Source organism: Paenibacillus sp. FSL H7-0756, from assembly GCF_038006765.1.
Classification (GTDB): Bacteria; Bacillota; Bacilli; order Paenibacillales; family Paenibacillaceae; genus Paenibacillus_AQ.
The window spans coordinates 1128103-1144404 of record NZ_JBBOVT010000002.1 but is presented as its reverse complement, the minus strand read 5'-3'; the positions used below and the strand labels follow the sequence as shown (position 1 = coordinate 1144404).

18 protein-coding genes are annotated in these 16302 nt (G+C 52.3%); 16 read left to right on the top strand and 2 right to left on the bottom strand.

The features are described from left to right. Nucleotides 1–27 precede the first annotated feature (27 nt). Genes NST04_RS21565 through NST04_RS21550 form a run of 4 tightly spaced genes read left to right on the top strand, consistent with a single transcriptional unit; the run spans nucleotide 28 to nucleotide 3561 of the window. Complete coding sequence (locus NST04_RS21565; RefSeq protein WP_341186085.1) at nucleotides 28–543, top strand: sigma-70 family RNA polymerase sigma factor; 516 nt, start codon at nucleotides 28–30, stop codon at nucleotides 541–543. A 23-nt stretch (nucleotides 544–566) separates the two neighbouring features. Further along, nucleotides 567–1694, top strand: coding sequence for a hypothetical protein (locus NST04_RS21560; protein ID WP_341186084.1), 1128 nt, complete (start codon nucleotides 567–569; stop codon nucleotides 1692–1694). Then, entirely contained in the window at nucleotides 1691–2683 is a 993-nt protein-coding gene (locus NST04_RS21555) for an ABC transporter ATP-binding protein (RefSeq protein WP_341186083.1), read from the top strand. The genes NST04_RS21560 and NST04_RS21555 overlap by 4 nt, the downstream gene beginning before the upstream one ends. Beyond that, nucleotides 2680–3561: an ABC transporter permease subunit gene (locus tag NST04_RS21550; protein WP_341186082.1), complete on the top strand. Its 882-nt coding sequence runs from the start codon at nucleotides 2680–2682 to the stop codon at nucleotides 3559–3561. The genes NST04_RS21555 and NST04_RS21550 overlap by 4 nt, the downstream gene beginning before the upstream one ends. A 96-nt stretch (nucleotides 3562–3657) precedes the next feature. Here the strand turns inward: NST04_RS21550 and NST04_RS21545 are convergent, their stop codons facing one another. After that, nucleotides 3658–3984: a winged helix-turn-helix transcriptional regulator gene (locus NST04_RS21545; RefSeq protein ID WP_036728810.1), complete on the bottom strand. Its 327-nt coding sequence runs from the start codon at nucleotides 3982–3984 to the stop codon at nucleotides 3658–3660. A 202-nt stretch (nucleotides 3985–4186) separates the two neighbouring features. Here NST04_RS21545 and NST04_RS21540 point away from each other — a divergent pair, with 202 nt between their 5' ends. The 8 genes from NST04_RS21540 to NST04_RS21505 all read left to right on the top strand — a co-directional run bounded on the left by NST04_RS21540 (nucleotide 4187) and on the right by NST04_RS21505 (nucleotide 11534). Then, nucleotides 4187–4969 carry a GTP cyclohydrolase II gene (locus NST04_RS21540; RefSeq protein WP_341186081.1) on the top strand — a complete coding sequence of 261 codons (783 nt, stop codon included), beginning with the start codon at nucleotides 4187–4189 and terminating at the stop codon, nucleotides 4967–4969. 75 nt (nucleotides 4970–5044) lie between these two features. After that, entirely contained in the window at nucleotides 5045–6100 is a 1056-nt protein-coding gene (locus NST04_RS21535; protein WP_341186080.1) for an ABC transporter ATP-binding protein, read from the top strand. Nucleotides 6101–6170: 70 nt separating this feature from the next. Next, entirely contained in the window at nucleotides 6171–6965 is a 795-nt protein-coding gene (locus tag NST04_RS21530) for an ABC transporter permease (RefSeq protein ID WP_036730060.1), read from the top strand. 8 nt (nucleotides 6966–6973) lie between these two features. Beyond that, nucleotides 6974–7759, top strand: coding sequence for an ABC transporter permease (locus tag NST04_RS21525; RefSeq protein ID WP_341186079.1), 786 nt, complete (start codon nucleotides 6974–6976; stop codon nucleotides 7757–7759). 232 nt (nucleotides 7760–7991) lie between these two features. Beyond that, nucleotides 7992–8975, top strand: a complete 984-nt coding sequence (locus NST04_RS21520; RefSeq protein ID WP_341186078.1) for an ROK family protein — start codon at nucleotides 7992–7994, stop codon at nucleotides 8973–8975. A 589-nt stretch (nucleotides 8976–9564) separates the two neighbouring features. Continuing rightward, a complete protein-coding gene (locus NST04_RS21515) occupies nucleotides 9565–10497 on the top strand; it encodes an NAD-dependent epimerase/dehydratase family protein (protein ID WP_341186077.1) in 933 nt (310 codons plus the stop codon). 113 nt (nucleotides 10498–10610) lie between these two features. Beyond that, nucleotides 10611–11141: a hypothetical protein gene (locus tag NST04_RS21510; protein ID WP_341186076.1), complete on the top strand. Its 531-nt coding sequence runs from the start codon at nucleotides 10611–10613 to the stop codon at nucleotides 11139–11141. Nucleotides 11142–11189: 48 nt separating this feature from the next. Next, entirely contained in the window at nucleotides 11190–11534 is a 345-nt protein-coding gene (locus tag NST04_RS21505) for a DUF6054 family protein (protein WP_341186075.1), read from the top strand. A gap of 125 nt (nucleotides 11535–11659) precedes the next feature. Here NST04_RS21505 and NST04_RS21500 read toward each other — a convergent pair whose 3' ends face one another. Continuing rightward, entirely contained in the window at nucleotides 11660–12103 is a 444-nt protein-coding gene (locus NST04_RS21500; RefSeq protein WP_341186074.1) for a DUF4395 domain-containing protein, read from the bottom strand. Between the two features lie 208 nt (nucleotides 12104–12311). Here NST04_RS21500 and NST04_RS21495 point away from each other — a divergent pair, with 208 nt between their 5' ends. The 4 genes from NST04_RS21495 (at nucleotide 12312) to NST04_RS21480 (ending at nucleotide 16240) form a co-directional block, all read left to right on the top strand. Next, nucleotides 12312–12881, top strand: a complete 570-nt coding sequence (locus tag NST04_RS21495) for a TetR/AcrR family transcriptional regulator (protein ID WP_341186073.1) — start codon at nucleotides 12312–12314, stop codon at nucleotides 12879–12881. Between the two features lie 66 nt (nucleotides 12882–12947). Beyond that, on the top strand, nucleotides 12948–14402 hold the full coding sequence (locus NST04_RS21490) for a DHA2 family efflux MFS transporter permease subunit (protein WP_341186815.1): 1455 nt from the start codon (nucleotides 12948–12950) through the stop codon (nucleotides 14400–14402). A 174-nt stretch (nucleotides 14403–14576) separates the two neighbouring features. Continuing rightward, nucleotides 14577–14909, top strand: a complete 333-nt coding sequence (locus NST04_RS21485; RefSeq protein WP_341186072.1) for a PadR family transcriptional regulator — start codon at nucleotides 14577–14579, stop codon at nucleotides 14907–14909. Continuing rightward, on the top strand, nucleotides 14906–16240 hold the full coding sequence (locus tag NST04_RS21480; protein ID WP_341186071.1) for an FtsW/RodA/SpoVE family cell cycle protein: 1335 nt from the start codon (nucleotides 14906–14908) through the stop codon (nucleotides 16238–16240). Before NST04_RS21485 ends, NST04_RS21480 begins: the two co-directional genes overlap by 4 nt. Nucleotides 16241–16302: the final 62 nt, after the last annotated feature.

The following is a 16302-nucleotide window of genomic DNA, read 5'->3' as shown; positions in this document are numbered from 1 at the left end:
CTGCAGCGGATAAGGAGGATTTACCTAATGAATATTCCGGAATCAGACCCATACAAATTCATCTTTTATGAGCATTACCCGAGTGTGCGGCGCAAGCTGGCTGCACTGGTGAGGGACGAGAGTGCTGCCGATGATCTGGCGCAGGAGGTTTTTATCAGACTCTACCGGAATCCGCCGGATGATCCGGCGGCTCTGGGAGCGTGGCTGCATAGAGTACTTACTCGGATCGGATATGATTATCTGAACCAGCGGGTGAGAGAGCGGCGGCTGATCAACAAGCAGGAGCTGTTATATGATGCGGGGGCTTCGGCTCCTACAGGGGAAGAAGTGGTCCTCAGCAAGCTGGATCAGGAAGATGTGCGGAGCTGGCTGGAGGATCTTCCTCAGCGGGACCGGCAAGCCCTGCTGCTTAAGTACTCGGGCTACAGCTATGCAGAGATCGCCCTTGAGCTGGGAGTGAGGCCACCGGTGGTCGGCACCCTGTTAAGCCGGGCGACAGCCAAACTGAAACACCATGCGGTGAAATCCATTCCGCAAGAATAATGAGAACCGGGAGGAAAGAAACCATGAATAGAGCAAACGGGCAGGGACAGCCCCAGAGCACAGATGAAGCCTGGGCTAAATTACAGAAGAAGCTGGGAGATGAGCCGGTCAATCCAGTGTGGGCTACATGGGGCAAGCAAGATACCCTTCTAGAGGAACAAGCTGCCAAGACTGATAGATCAGATAGAACAGAATTGGCAGCAGAGGAAGTGCTTCCGGCAGCAACGGCGGATAACCTTGCAGCAGCGGAGCCAGTGCAGAATACAGAGCGGAAATCACGCCGGCCTATGACCCGCAGCCGCAAGTGGGCAGCAGCGGCAGCAGGCGTAGCGATTTTTGCAGCAATTCTGGCTACTCCGGTAGGGAATACAGCCATGGCAGCCCTGCTGAACCAGTTCAAGATGCAGGAGGCTACAGTTGTTGAAGAAGGCGATCTGCGGGATATGTTCTATCAGATAACAGAGAATGGAAATGACCGCAATATCGAGAAATCCCTTGAGGCCTTCGGTGATGTCTCGGTCACTAATGGTGAGGTGAAGGAGAATGTTGCGCTCAAGGATATCCAAGGCTTGCTGGGCTACGAGCCGCTGAAGGGGTCCGCTATGAATTCAGTTAAGTTTGTCCGGGTAAGCGGCTCCCATGATATCACACTGAACTTGAAGGTGGAGGAAGTGAACAAGGCACTGAAACGCCTGGGCTCGGACAATCTGCTGCCTGCATCTGTAGACGGCAAGCCGATTACGCTTCATATCCCCGAGCAGGTGAATTACGATCTGGGCAGCGATCAGCACTGGGGATCCTTATCGCAGATGAACACACCTGTCGTTACTGTAGATCCTTCTGTGGATTTGGACGAAGCGATTGATGCCGTTGTGAACTTCCCGCTGATTCCCGACAATCTGCGAAGCAGTCTGCAGAAGAGCCGGATCTTGGCCGGAGATCTGCCAATGCCGCTGGTTAAGGGCAGTCATGATGAACAGATTACGGTGGCCGGTACGCCGGTGATTCTTACTGAAATGAATTTCAGCAGCGGCAACAGCTATACGGCTGTCTGGGTGCAGAATGGGCAGTTTCTACAGTTTTATGGCGGAGATATCTATCCTGACCGCGAGCAGTTCATTCAAAAGGTACAGGAGTTGATCACACAATGAGCAGTATCCCTGCGATAGATGCGAACGCCTTAACTAAAGCTTATCCTAACGGGCGGGGTTGCCGGGATGTTACTCTGACTGTGGGGAAAGGGGAAGCCTTCGGCTTCCTCGGCCCCAATGGTGCCGGCAAGAGTACTTTTGTCAAAATGCTGGTTGGACTCATCTCACCAACGGACGGGCAGGCTTCCATCCTAGGCCATCCGCTGGGTTCTATAGAAGCCAAAATGAAGATTGGCTACCTGCCGGAGCTGTACCGCTACCAGGATTGGCTGACCGGTGAAGAGGTGGTCAGGCTTCATGCCAAGCTGTGCCGGATTCCGAAGTCCGTTATGGATCAGAGAATTCCCCAGCTCTTGCAGGAGGTAGGCATAGGGTTGCGCGGAAAGGACCGGGTTAAGCATTATTCCAAGGGAATGCAGCAGCGGCTGGGTCTTGCGTGTGCGCTGGTGAATGACCCGGAGATTCTGTTCCTGGATGAACCCTCCTCAGCCCTTGATCCCATCGGGAGAATGGAAGTGCGGAAAATTCTGCAGAAGCTGAAGGAGCGGGGGATTACTATTTTTCTCAACTCTCATTTACTTGAGGATGTTGAAGTGCTGTGCGACCGGATGGCTCTGCTGAGTAACGGAGCGGTCCTGCGGCACGGCAAAGTAGCGGAGATGCTGAATAAACGGACAAGCTGGCATTTTAAAGTGGGCGGATACACGCCTTTTTTGCTGTCCTGGCTTAATGAGCATACGGGTCTATCCATCCGGCAATCCATGCCTGCAGCGGGTAAATCGGGCAATGCTCCGGCACGGGAGGAGTCAGATTCAAGCGTCGTATGGCTGGAGACGGAGCTGGATCATGAGGAACAGGCAGGCTGGCTGAACGGGCTGATGGTGGAGCAGGGAATGACGCTGTACCAGGTCAACCGCCAGTCTGAACGGCTGGAGGACTGGTTCATGGATGCGGTAGCCGGGCTCAGTCATAGGGGGGAGAAGGAATGAGAACCATACTGGCAATGACCTGGAAAGAAATGCTCCGCAAAAAAGTGATGCTGCTAACCCTGCTGCTAACTCTGGTGTTCCTGATTGCCTTCTGGTTTGTGGCCGATACCGTGGGAACGAACGATCAGGGGGCCGGAACGTTGGGAAATGGCAGCGGGTTGTTCATGCAGTACATGAACGGCGCTTTTATTCTGAGTCTGGGCTTCTTCTTCGGCGCGTTCGTTATTGCCTTTCTGGCCATCTTCAGCTCCTTCTCGGTGATTGCCGGTGAAGCAGAGCAGGGGGTCATGCAGGCTCTCTTGCCCCGGCCGCTGCCGCGCTGGAAATGGTATCTTGGCCGCTGGCTGGGCTTCGTCACGCTGGGAACGATCTATGCCCTCATTCTGTTCACTGCAATTCTGCTGATTACAAGCGCCCACGCGAATGTTCCCAGAGATGTAGTCGTGCTTGCGAAGTCATTCCTGCTGTTCGCCTCTGTAGTTCCCTTATTAATCTCTGTATCTATGCTGGGTTCAGGACTGTTCTCGGCGCTTGGCAACGGTGTGTTCATGACGATGCTCTACGGGGCGGGATTTCTCGGAGGGATGATAGATAAGATTAGCGGGTCGCTGAGACTGGAGGAGGACGGACTGAAGGTACTGGATAATCTGACCGGAATGATCTCGATGATTATGCCCGCAGATACCTTACAGCGCCGAATGACTGTTGAGCTGTTCAGCTTACAGGATATGAATGGTATGGTGTCGATGAATAACGGGGCGCTTAGTCTGATGAATTTCAATTCATTTCCGTCTAATACGTTTGTCGTATACGCTTCAATCTACACGGTGGTTATCTTTGGGCTGGGGCTTCTGCGCTTTCAGCGTAAGGATCTGTAGGGATCAACCATGCTTATTATAAAAACAAACAAAGCAGCGCCCCGAAGGTTCCTGTTCAGGAGCTTCAAGGGCGCTGCTTCGCGTGCCGTGCGGGAATCATTTGGTCACGCCGATCTCGATCCAATCCGTAGACCAGTTACCGATCTCTCCAAGAATGGGGGCGAGTGCCGTACCTTTATCGGTTAACGAATATTCAATTCGTACGGGCATCTCAGGATATACAGTGCGCTGTATAATCCCTTCCGTTTCCATTTCCTTCAACCGGTCTGACAAGACCTTGCCGCTCAGGTTGGACAAGCAATGCTCAATTTCTCCGAACCGCCGCGGACCATCCATCAGAACGAATACGATCAGGGCGACCCACCGCTTACTAAGCACATCTACCGCTTTCTCAAACCGCGGGCACATCTCAAAATCATTCATAAGGATCACCTCAGCATTCATTATATCATAAACTTACAATAAGTAATTATAAATATTTAAATATATATTATAACTTGACGAAGTTACATTACAATGATAAACTAACTTACAAATAGTTACTACAGAAAAACTTAAATATCAAAATTAAAACTAAGTGTATGCTTTCTAAGCAACACTATCAAACTTTTAGGACGGTGCTCTTATGATTAACCCAGATATCCTATCTATACTACAGAACAAAATCAGCCGGATTCCTATGGAAAACTCCACGAATATATTGGTCGGACCTATTACTCTGCCTGTTAATCTGGATGGGGAGACAATCACCTTCAAATGGTACAGCTGGCTGAACGTGACGGACGAAGAGCTTCAGCGCGCTGAAGGCAAGGAGGCTACCGAGCTGCTCATTAGCCGGTTATCTTCGATGAAGCTTGCGGATGGACAGCAGTCCAGCGTCCTGGTCTACGGAGATTTCGAGCATTCCGAGGAAGCGCTGATCCGGATGCACAGCATTTGCCATACCGGGGACATCTTCGGCAGCAAGCGCTGCGATTGCGGCTTCCAGCTGCATCAGTCGATGAAGATGATTGCCCAGCATGGCGCCGGGGCACTCTTTTATCTGGCGAATCATGAAGGAAGAGGGATTGGCCTGTTCAGCAAAGCAATGGCATATCTGCTCCAGGAAGAAGGGTATGATACTGTAGAGGCCAATCTGGAGCTTGGGTTCGCCGATGATTCCAGAGATTACACAGATGCGATCAGCGTGCTTCAACACCTGCGCAGCCATCCGGTGACTCTGATCACCAACAATCCGAAGAAGCTGGAAGCACTCCGGGCTGCCGGAATGAACACAGTGAAGCGGGTGCCGCTATGGGGCGATGTATCGGCCTTCAATGAGAAGTATCTGCGGACCAAGGTGGCCCGTTCCGGACATCTGGAGGCTGTGCCGGGTGCAGAGTTTTTTGAGGGAAGATTGGCTAAATAAGCAGGCTGGACGGATATGCATCCGTTCCATTATAATGGGGTACTGAACCCAATACTTAGTTTAGTGAGGTAACCTATGAATGCTATACAAGTGCAGGACTTGCGCAAGACCTTCAAAGTCCAAAAAAACCGCGAGGGCCTCAAAGGGGCCTTCGCTGATTTGTTTAAGCGGCAATATTCCGAAGTAACGGCAGTGAAGGACATCTCGTTCAGCATTCCCGAAGGTGAAATCTGCGGATATATCGGAGAGAACGGGGCAGGGAAATCTACTACGATCAAGATGCTTACCGGAATTCTTGTCCCTACCGCCGGCAGTCTGACTGTCGGCGGCTTCGTGCCGTATGAGGAGCGCGAGAAGTTCGTGCAGAATATCGGGGTTGTCTTCGGCCAGCGCAGCCAGCTCTGGTGGGATATCGGCGTGATTGAATCGTTCCAGCTGCTGCGTAAGGTGTACCGTGTGCCGGAGCAGGCGTTCAAAAAACGGCTGGATGAGCTGGTCGAACGCCTGGAGCTTCAGGATCTGCTGAACCGTCCGGTCCGTAAGCTGAGTCTGGGCCAGCGGATGCGCTGCGAGCTGGTCGCGGCGCTGCTGCACAATCCGTCCATTCTGTTCCTGGATGAGCCGACGATCGGACTCGATATTGTCGTGAAGTCGGAGATCCGCGAATTCCTGAAGGATATGAACCGGGAGCATGGCACAACCATCCTGCTGACGACGCATGATCTGCAGGATATCGAAGCGCTCTGTTCGCGGGTCATCATGCTGGATGACGGGCGGATTATCTATGACGGAGGTCTGGATGACCTGAAGCAGCGCTGGGGAACCGGGCGTGAGGTGCAGTTCCAGTTCGGAACGGCCACGAAGCTGCAGCAGCTGATCGACTGGACGGAAGGCATGCCGGTGACCTGGACCGCCGAGAATGAGCTGGCAGCCAAGGTCTGGATTCCGCTGGAGCTGAATGTATCGGATGTGCTGGGCCGGGTCGTAGGGCAGGCAGATATTACAGACATCAAAATCATAGAAACGAATACGGATGACATCGTCCGCAGTATTTACCAGTCAGGCTCGGCAGAGAAGCCTGAGGAGCGGATCGCCGCACTCAGCGACGAGAAAGAGGCTATTCATGTCTGAGAAGCTGGCAACGGCAGTTCCCTCCTCTGGCGGTTCTCCGGGCGGTTCCGGGGAAAACGGGCGGAGGCTGCTGCTTGGCGCTTATTTTGATTTTATCCGTATCCGGTTCCTGACGATGCTTGCTTACCGGGTGAATTACTATTCGGGGATTCTGATCTACACGCTTAATATCGGGGTGAACTATTTCACCTGGAGAGCGATCTATGGCGATGGTGAATCGCTTGGCGGCTTTACCGGGGCGCAGATGACCACGTATGTGGCGGTGTCCTGGATGGCGCGGGCCTTCTACTTCAATAATCTGGACCGGGAGATCTCTACGGATATCCGTGACGGAAGCATCGCGATCCAGTTCATCCGGCCTTATAATTATGTGCTGGTCAAAATGATGCAGGGCCTCGGCGAAGGCCTGTTCCGCTTCATGATGCTGATGATCCCGGGCATGGTGATTGCCATTCTCCTGTTTCCGGTGCAGCTCCCTACGGAGCCTTCGGCTTGGGCCGGATTCCTGGTCATGCTGTTCTTCAGCTTCCTGATCAGCTCGCAGATTAATATTATCACAGGCCTGTCCGCCTTCTTCGTGGAGAACAATGAGGGGATGATGCGCATGAAGCGTGTGGTCGTCGATCTGTTCTCAGGCCTGATTGTGCCAATTACCTTGTTCCCGGACTGGTTGTCTTCCGTGCTTAAAGTTCTTCCCTTCCAAGCGATTACCTATCTGCCGGGTTCTGTATTTACAGGCCGGGTGCAGGGGGTAGGCATCTGGAATGTGCTGGGTATCCAGGTCATCTGGTTCCTCATTCTGCTCATTCCGATTGTCTGGCTAAATCACGCAGCGCGTCAGCGGCTGTTCGTGCAGGGGGGTTAAGCTGAGCTATGTACTACCTGGGCTTATTGATTGAATATCTGAAGAATTATATGAAAACACGTTTAACCTACCGCGCGGATTTCTGGGTGGAGGTCATCTCCGACCTGTTGTTCCAGGCGACGAACTTTATCTTCATCCTGGTCATATTCATGCATACCGACAGCCTGGGCGGCTGGAATCAGAACGAAGTGGTGTTCGTCTACGGCTTCTTCATGGTGCCGTTCGGCGTATTCAGCTGCTTCGTCAATATGTGGGGCTTCAGTGAACGGTATATTGTCAAAGGCGAAATGGACCGCATCCTGACCCGTCCGGCGCATAACCTGTTCCAGATCTTCCTGGAAAATGTGGACCCGCCGTCCCTGTTCGGCTCTATCATCGGGCTGATCGTTATGGCGATCAGCGGCAGCAATCTGGGCCTGCCGTTTGAATGGTGGACCTTGCCGATGCTGATACTTCTGACCCTCAGCGCAGTAGCCATTTATACGGGGATCTATACGACACTGACTTCGTTGTCGTTCTATTCGGATGCCCCTACGGGCATTCTGCCGCTGATGTATAACATCCAGACGTACGGACGTTATCCGGTAACGATCTACAACCGGGCGATTCAGGTGCTGCTTACCTGGATTATCCCGTTCGCTTTTGTCGGGATCTATCCGGCTGCCTTGTTCCTGCACCGCGATGAGATGCGGACGATGGCCCTGCTGACCCCGCTGGTTGGCGTGGTCTTCCTCAGCATCGGCCTGATGGCCTGGAGCTTCGGCGTCAGGCGGTATAAGGGCGCAGGTTCTTAACGGACTGGAATCTAATAGAATTACGGGGAGGGTTGTCCCGCAGCTTCGGAAGAGGCTGCCGGGGCAGCCCTCTTTGTCAATAAAATACAGCAAACGCTATCCGTAGGATGTGCGCTTTCAAGTGAAATGTACTATCCATATGCTAGGAAAATACTACTTATCTAAAAGTTGAAAGCGCATAATAAGGTAAGAAGACATACAGCAATCTATCGGGGAAAAAGGTTGGGGCAAGATGAGCAAGTATATAGTAGGAATCGATCTGGGTGGAACCAATATCAAAGCAGGCCTATTCGATGAACATTTCACAGCAGTGGAGGAGCTGTCAATACCCACAGAAGCGCAGCAGGGTCCGGCGCATGTGCTGGAGCGGATCCGGCTTGCTGTTACACAGTTATGTGCAGGAAGCGGGGCTAACGAGTCTCAGATTGCCTGTATGGGCATGGGAATCCCTGGTCTGCTCGACCCGGAGGAGGGACTGTCGGTCTTCTCACCGAATTTTCCCGGCTGGGAGCAGGTCCATGTGGTCAACGAAATGAAGCCTTACTATGACTTCGAAGTCTACATAGATAACGATGTGCGGGTTAATCTATACGGGGAATGGCAGCGGGGGGCCGGACAAGGCCATAAGCATCTGATTCTGCTCACTCTCGGCACTGGTCTCGGCTCCGGGATGGTTCATGACGGCAAGGTGATCTACGGGACAACCTACAGCGCTGGTGAGATCGGACATATGAATATGTTCCGGCAGGGACGGCCCTGCCGCTGCGGAAGCTCCGGATGCCTGGGGCGGTATGTATCTGCGGTAGGGATGGTGAATACCTTCAAGGAGAAGCTGGAAGCAGGAAGGGTCAGCCTGATTCAGACCTGGACCGGGCAGGACCAGGAGCAGATCACGGCGCAGATGATCTCAGAGGCTTATGATCTTGGAGACCCCTTGGCAATTGAGGTCATGCATGAGACGGGAGAACTGCTGGGGTTCGGGCTGGCGAATGTGATCAATCTGCTGAACCCGGAGCTGATTATTATCGGGGGCGGCATGGCCGCAGCAGGAGACCGTCTCCTGAATAGTGTCCGCGATACTGTAAATGCCCATGCGCTGAAGCTGTCCGCAAGCCGGTGCCGGATTGTTCAGGCAGAGCTGGGCAGCAGGGCGGGCACATTGGGTGCGGCTGTGTATGCTTATCAGAAACAGAGCAGGCACAACGATATAGATTGAACTAAAAAATACTAGTGAAGCTGGAGCTAGAAACGGACCGGAGAGATCTTATCCCCGTGGAAACGCTACTTTTTGCAACGTAACGGACTCAGGCGACCTTATAGTCTCGCTATGAGACGTTTCGGAGCTGATGTGCAAAGGATAAGGCCTGTGGAGTCCGTTACTCGCCCAATTGGCGACTTTCTTCCCAAAGAAGAGCACCTCAGTCCGTTACGCGAAGGCAAACGCCCCTGAAAGAACAACGCCCGCTTGGAAAAAAGATGTAATTTGAAGGGGGATTGCGTCTGCCCCATTCTAACTGAGCAGAAATGCGCTGATGCAAAACTATTGAAATTCAATAATTCACCATATGTCCATATAAAAGCCCGGAATCGACATGAATCGTCAAATTAACCCAATGAATATAGTAACTGACAGGCGATATACTGATAACAGTGCAGATAAATGGAATATATATCCTTCTCTTTTAAGGAAGAAGATTGGATGATCCGGTTCTTCCATACTGCGCATTATAATCACGGGCAGATTGAATGAACCGTTAGCAGGTTGCTGAAGGTCTTCATGTGTTCGATAAGGAGCCGTTCATGTTATGAATCTCGTAATTGGGGGTAATGGCGGTCTGGGCCATTCTATCACACAAGAATTACTGTCACGGGGCAAGCTGGTGACAGCTACATACCACCGTTCCAGTCAGGCTCTGCGCAGGCTGAAGGGGCCGCTGCTGACCATGGCAGCAGTAGATGTAATGAATGAGAAGGTGCTGGCTGAAGCGCTGAATGGGGTGACAACCGTCTATTTCTGTCTTAATGTGCCGTATCAGGACTGGTACTCTATCATGCCGGAGGCGCTGGAGCGGGTAACCCGCCTGCTTAGGAGCGGACAGACGCTGGTATTTCCGGGCAATATCTACGGTTACGGCAAGCTCCAATATCTTCCGGCGGATGAACGCCATCCGAAGGAGGCACGAACCCGCAAGGGGAAGCTGCGGAATCAACTGGAGGAGCTGCTGAAGACGGAGGCTGAACGGCGGGGCTTCCGTTACGTGATTCCGCGATATCCGGATTATTACGGTCCCAATGTCACGAACCGGTTATTCGGACCGATCTTCAGCGGAGCCCTCCAGGCCAGAACGATTAAGTGGCCAGTGAAGCTGGATGTCCCGCATGATCTGGTCTATATCCGCGATGCGGCCAGGGCGGCCGTGCTGCTGGCGGAGAGCGGCGAGCAGGGGGAGTGGCATGTGTCCGGCTCCGGAGCTATTGAAGGGCGGCAATTCCTGATGCACATCCAGCAAGCGGCTGGCAGCAAGGGGAAGTGCTGTGCGCTGCCGGCATGGGCAGTCGGAGTAGCCGGTGTGTTCAATAAGGAAGCGAACGAATTCCATGAGCTTCTATATGAATTCGAGTATCCGCTCCTGCTGAATGATAACAAATTCATGATGCGGTTCCCCGAATACAATCCGACATCGTATAAGCGGGCCATTAGGGAAACCATAGAATGGTTCCGCGAAGAGCTGGGCTAGCGGATGAAGCCAAGGGAAATGAGCAGCAGTGCTTGTATAATAAGCTTGCAGAATTGTACGCTGTCCCGGGTAGCATGATATGCTATAGGCAGTAATACACGGGAGGTAATATGATGACACGCGACATACAACATATGCCTTATGGCTATGAACCGCCAGCCAATGAACGTAAGGGAACGCTGATCTTCTATGATTCGTTCGAGCATATATCGGATATGGAGCTGCTTAAGGCGGCGGAGACGGCAGTGGACCGCAGGTTCATGAAGCTGGTGCTCTACCCGCTGCATGAAGAAACCGTCCGGCGGATGACGAAGGAGCCGGTGAAAGCCTGGTATAAGCGGGATGACCGGCTGCATGAGTGGAAAAAAGAGCAGAGACAGTCCTTCATTACCGTGGAGAGCCTCGAAGGTAAGCGGAAGAAGTATACCCCGCTGGATTCGGCACTGCGTCATATCAGTGACATCTATCCTGCACCGTATTTTCTCTATCTGACTCCAGATATGGCGAATCTGTTTGCCTCCTTCTCCTCCTTCGAGGAGTGGATCGTCAAGCTGCGTCTGCTTCTCTCCGAAGCGCCGGCAGAGGTCCATCCGCGCCTGGAGAAGTTCCGTCACCGCTGGGATGTGGCAGGCAGGGAACGCTGATCGGTCTACACCTTAGATTCGAAGCCTAATTCCGTGAGGAGGATAAGCATGGGAGAGTCTTATCAACTGAATGTCGAATTGCAGCCGGGTGAAGTAGTGATGCTGATCAAAGAAGGGATGACACAGCGGTCGGAGCTTCTGTATGAGGAGCTTAACGAGGTGGGGAATGGCCGGATGATCGGGACGCTGATTTATGAACGCTTCTACTTCCGGTCCAGAAATCAGGCGGCGCTGGTAATTATCGTGGATAATCTGCTGCGGGGAACTGTGAGTAATGTCCGTCTCATTCCGGCAGGCGCCTCCCAAGGCCTGATTCTTAAGATGGATTGGGGCGCAGGCCAGAGCTTCGCCTCCACAGTGGAAGAGATCCTTGAAGATTATGTAGTGAAGTAAGCCGTGTAGAAGAAGAGGCAACTCAGGCCAGCCGAGCCTTGACAGTAGTGTTAGACTGCTGCAAGGAATGGCTGGCCTGTTCTGTGAAATGGTGTATAAATGCGCAGCAGTAAGGAAATCCCGGATTATTTGTGAAGCCCGGCCTGCTTGCGTCTATAGGTGTACATTCTCCACTGATAATGAATGAAGCAGCCAATGCAGAAGCCTAGAATAGCAACCGTTGCTGCGATTCCGACCATCATGGTGAAGATATATCCGGGAATTGTCCAGCCGGCGAGAAAGCTGACCAGTCCGCCCGCCAGACAGAAGACGGCAATCTTCTGGTTGAATTGCTGCTGCTCCGGGTCTTCCAGCGCATAGGCGGAGCGCGGCTTCGTCAGCAGCGGGCTGCAGAGCCTGATGACGGGATTATATCCGAAGATTAGGCCAGATAATCCGGCGGCAAGCGGGAGGGCGAGAATCCAGTGGAGACCTGTGAGCAAGGCCAGTAATACAGATATGACAATGAAGGCCTGATTGAGCTTCACTAACGGCCGGGGAATTCCCTGCACTGAAGGCGTTTGATTCATGTAAATCATACCTTTCGTATTGGAATTATATAATTTAACTCGATTATAACGGCAGAACGTGGAAGTAGCAATCCTTATGTGCTACGAGCAAGAAACAGAAATTAAAATTTGAAATTATTATCCATTGACAGGGGAAGTTTTTTTGTGGTTTTATTATGTAGACCAATTGTTATAATCATTGGATCGTCAAGATAAGGAAGTGTAGAGCTTGTCGAACAAGCCTAATGCACGCGAAGCCATTGTGGATACGGCTTCCAGGTTGTTTTTTACACAGGGGTACCATGCTACCGGACTGAATCAGATCATCAAGGACAGCGAATCGCCCAAGGGCTCCTTGTATTATTATTTCCCCCACGGCAAAGAGGAGCTGGCCCTGACCTGCATTAACCGGACTAGTGAAGAGGTAGCCCGTTTATTGCGCCATTATATGGAGGGCGAAGCGGCACCGGCTCAGGCTGTGCAGAATTTCATCATGTCTATGGCAGATGAAGCGGAGAAGTCCTCTTTTGAAGGACTCGTTCCGTTCAGCTTCTGGGTAGCCGTGGAGACCTCCTGTGTCAGCCATGAGCTGCGCACTGCTTGCCAGTGTGTCTTCAGGGATTGGCAGGATATTATTGCAAAGCGTCTGATCCGGGAGGGGGTACAGGAGGAAACGGCAGAGCGCAAAGCTTCGGTGGTGGTGTCCTTGTTCGAAGGAGCGCTGCTGCAGGCGTTGACCTGCAGAAATATTCAACCGCTGGAAGCAGCGGCAGAGTGCATTCCGGCAATACTGGCTTAACCGTAATACGCAAGACCACAGAGAGATATACACAGATACCAGGAGGATACGAGAGTGAACGCAACTATGACTGACAAGGGGTCAAGCAACCCCCGGCAATTCAAGACTTTACCCATTCTGATCTCCCTGCTGATTGCCGGCTTCATCGGCATGTTCAGTGAGACCGCCCTAAATGTAGCTTTAAGTGATCTTATGAATGTCCTGCAAATTACACCATCGACGGCGCAGTGGCTGACTACCGCCTATCTGCTGACGCTGGGGATTCTGGTTCCGATCTCCGGAATGCTTCTGCAGTGGTTTACCACAAGACAGTTGTTCGTAGCTGCCCTATGCTTCTCCATTCTGGGCACGTTCCTTGCGGCAATGTCGCCGAATTTTGAGTTTCTGCTCACTGCGAGAGTGGTACAGGCGATGGGAACCGCGCTGCTGCTGCCGCTGATGTTTAATACGATTCTTATCATCATTCCCGCTGAGAAAAGAGGGGCCGCGATGGGACTTATCGGCTTGGTAATCATGGTAGCTCCAGCGATTGGACCTACGATTGCCGGTCTGCTGATTGAGAGTCTCAGCTGGCACTGGATCTTCTGGCTATCGCTGCCATTCCTGGTGATCGCCCTAATTAGCGGAATTCTCTTCATGCAGAACGTCACGGAAGTGACAAAACCTAAGATTGATGTCCTGTCCATTATTCTGTCCTCCTTCGGCTTTGGCGGTATTGTCTACGGCTTCAGCAGTGCTGGTGAATCGGAAGGCTGGGGAAGTCCGAAGGTTATTATCGCCATCGTGATCGGTGCGATTGCCCTTATTCTATTCTGTATCCGCCAGTTGACGATGAAGCAGCCAATGATTGATCTGCGCGCCTTCAAGTTCCCGATGTTCGTGGTTGGGGTACTGATGGTCTTCATCTGTATGATGGTCATTCTCTCCTCAATGCTGATTCTTCCTATGTATCTGCAGCAGGGACAAGGGTATTCAGCCTTCAAGGCAGGATTACTGCTGCTGCCGGGCGGAATCATCAACGGTCTGATGTCGCCGGTCATGGGACGTCTGTTCGACAAATACGGTCCCAAATGGCTGGTTATCCCTGGACTGGTGCTCGTCGCTGTCTCCTTGTGGTTCTTCTCAGGGATTACAGCTACATCGACCGTTGTCTTCGTAATCGTGCTTCACAGTGTACTGATGATCGGAATCTCCATGATCATGATGCCTGCACAGACGAATGGTATCAATCAGCTTCCGCTGGAATACTACCCGCATGGTACTGCCATTATGAATACACTCCAGCAGGTGGCGGGTGCGATAGGTACAGCGCTGGCGGTAAGCATCATGACCTCCGGCTCCAAAAGCTACATGCAGACCGTCACTAACCCGGCTGATCCGCTGAACATCGGCGCTGCCTTCACTCATGGAGTGCAGAATGCCTTTATCTTCGGTATGGTCATGGCTATTGTAGGTCTGGTGATTGCGTTCTTCCTGAAGCGTGTCATCGTATCGCACAAGACTCAGGCTTCGATGCATTAATTAATCTGCAATTGAATAAGAACCTCTCCTTGCTAAAACGGGCAACCATTTGGCGGGAGAGGTTTTTTTGTTTTGTGGACAATGATGATTTACATACTGGACTTCGTTTGGTTAATACTGTATATTAAGCATAGATTAACGATGTATAGGCGAATCAAACAGGAGGGAATGCCGATGAAGGTCAGCAAGGAAATGCTGAAGGGGAGCACGGGTACGATGATCCTCACTCTGCTGCTGGACAGGCCGCTGTATGGGTACGAGCTGATTAAGGAGCTGGAGCAGCGCTCACAGGGAGTTTTTGCCTTGAAGGAGGGTACGCTCTACCCGATTCTCCATGCGATGGAGAGTGAACGCTGGGTGGAAGCGTATTGGATGGAGATAGACGGACGCAGACGCAAGTATTACCGGCTATTGGATGAAGGCAAGCACAAGCTGCAGGAGAAGAAGGCAGAATGGGCGCTGTTCAAGGGTGCCATGGATACCGTTCTGGGGGAGGGCAGCGGATGATGAAGCAGAGTAAGCAGGATCTGGAGCGTTACCTGGATACAGTATGCGCAGAAGTTAGAGCCAAAGGGATGCATAATGAAATCCGTGACGAGCTAAGCGGGCACTTCGCAGACCTGGTGACGGAGCGGCTGGAGCTTGGTGCTACCGAAGAAGAGGCTCAGCAGTATGCGATCAGGCAACTGGGTGATCCGCAGGCCGTAGGCAGAGAGCTGCACCAGATTCATAAACCGCGCATTCCCTGGGGGCTGCTGGCGGGTGTATTATTGTTGTCGGCGGTTAGTCTGCTGGGGATGGCAGCTGTGGAAGCGGGGTTCACTGAGGACTTTATTCCTAATGCTCTAATGTTGCGTCAATCTGTCTTTATCATCCTTGGTCTTGCAGCCATGACCGGGATGTTCTTCATCAATTTCAAGCAATTGCAGCGGGCCTCAGGTTGGATTTATAGCGGAGCGCTAATATTGATTGTTGCCAGTCTATGGCTCGGTCCAGAGATGATGAATGGCAGCAGGCGCTATGTTTCTATTCTGGGATTCCCCTTTGATCTGATCGGTTGTAGTCCTTATCTCTTCGTTGTGGCGCTAGCAGGAATTTGGAAAAGACCAGGGGGACAGAAGACTGCGGGCGGACGACTGAGGATTTGGATGGAGTTGGGCTTGCTGCTGCTGCCTGCGGCCATTTATATTCTCATCCTTTCTTTTGCCGAGCTGGTTGTATATCTGGTTGTTGCCTTGCCTTTGTATGTATGGATCACCCGGCGGTGGGTAAGAGCAGTCGTTGTTGCTGCAAGCTGTGTATCAGGAGTTGCCCTCTATGTCTGGAGTCAAATGTATTTACGCGACCAGTTCAACCATTATTTCTTTATCAGTGATGCGGAGAATGGCGTAGGTTTTCTTAACCGGATGATTCACAGCGCCCTGACCTCCGCAGGCTGGGGAGGTCAGGGAATAACCGATTTGGCAGTGGAGGAGCGTTTGCCCTATCCGTATACAGATTTTTTCCCTTTGTACCTGGTTCAGAGCTTCGGCTGGGCTGGCGGTCTGCTGCTGCTTGTGCTGGTCTGCTGGTTTGTGCTCAGAATGTTCTCCTACGCCCGCACCGTAAGCGATACCTATGGACGGGCGCTGATCCTGGCACTGGCTCTGATGCTCTCCATTCGTCTAATCTATGGGCTGACTATTCTCACCGGCAGAATGCCGCTGATCTCCATACCGTTCCCGTTCCTGAGCTACGGACAGCATGTGTTCATTGAATTCGCGGCTCTCGGGCTGCTGATGGGGGTCTACCGGCGGAAGGATATGCTCCCAGCGGGTCAAGCTCCATCTTCACTATAGACGCTCCCTGGGGCTGCACCGTATACTTGAAGGGTAAATATGGGATAAGGAAGGTGAGGAGT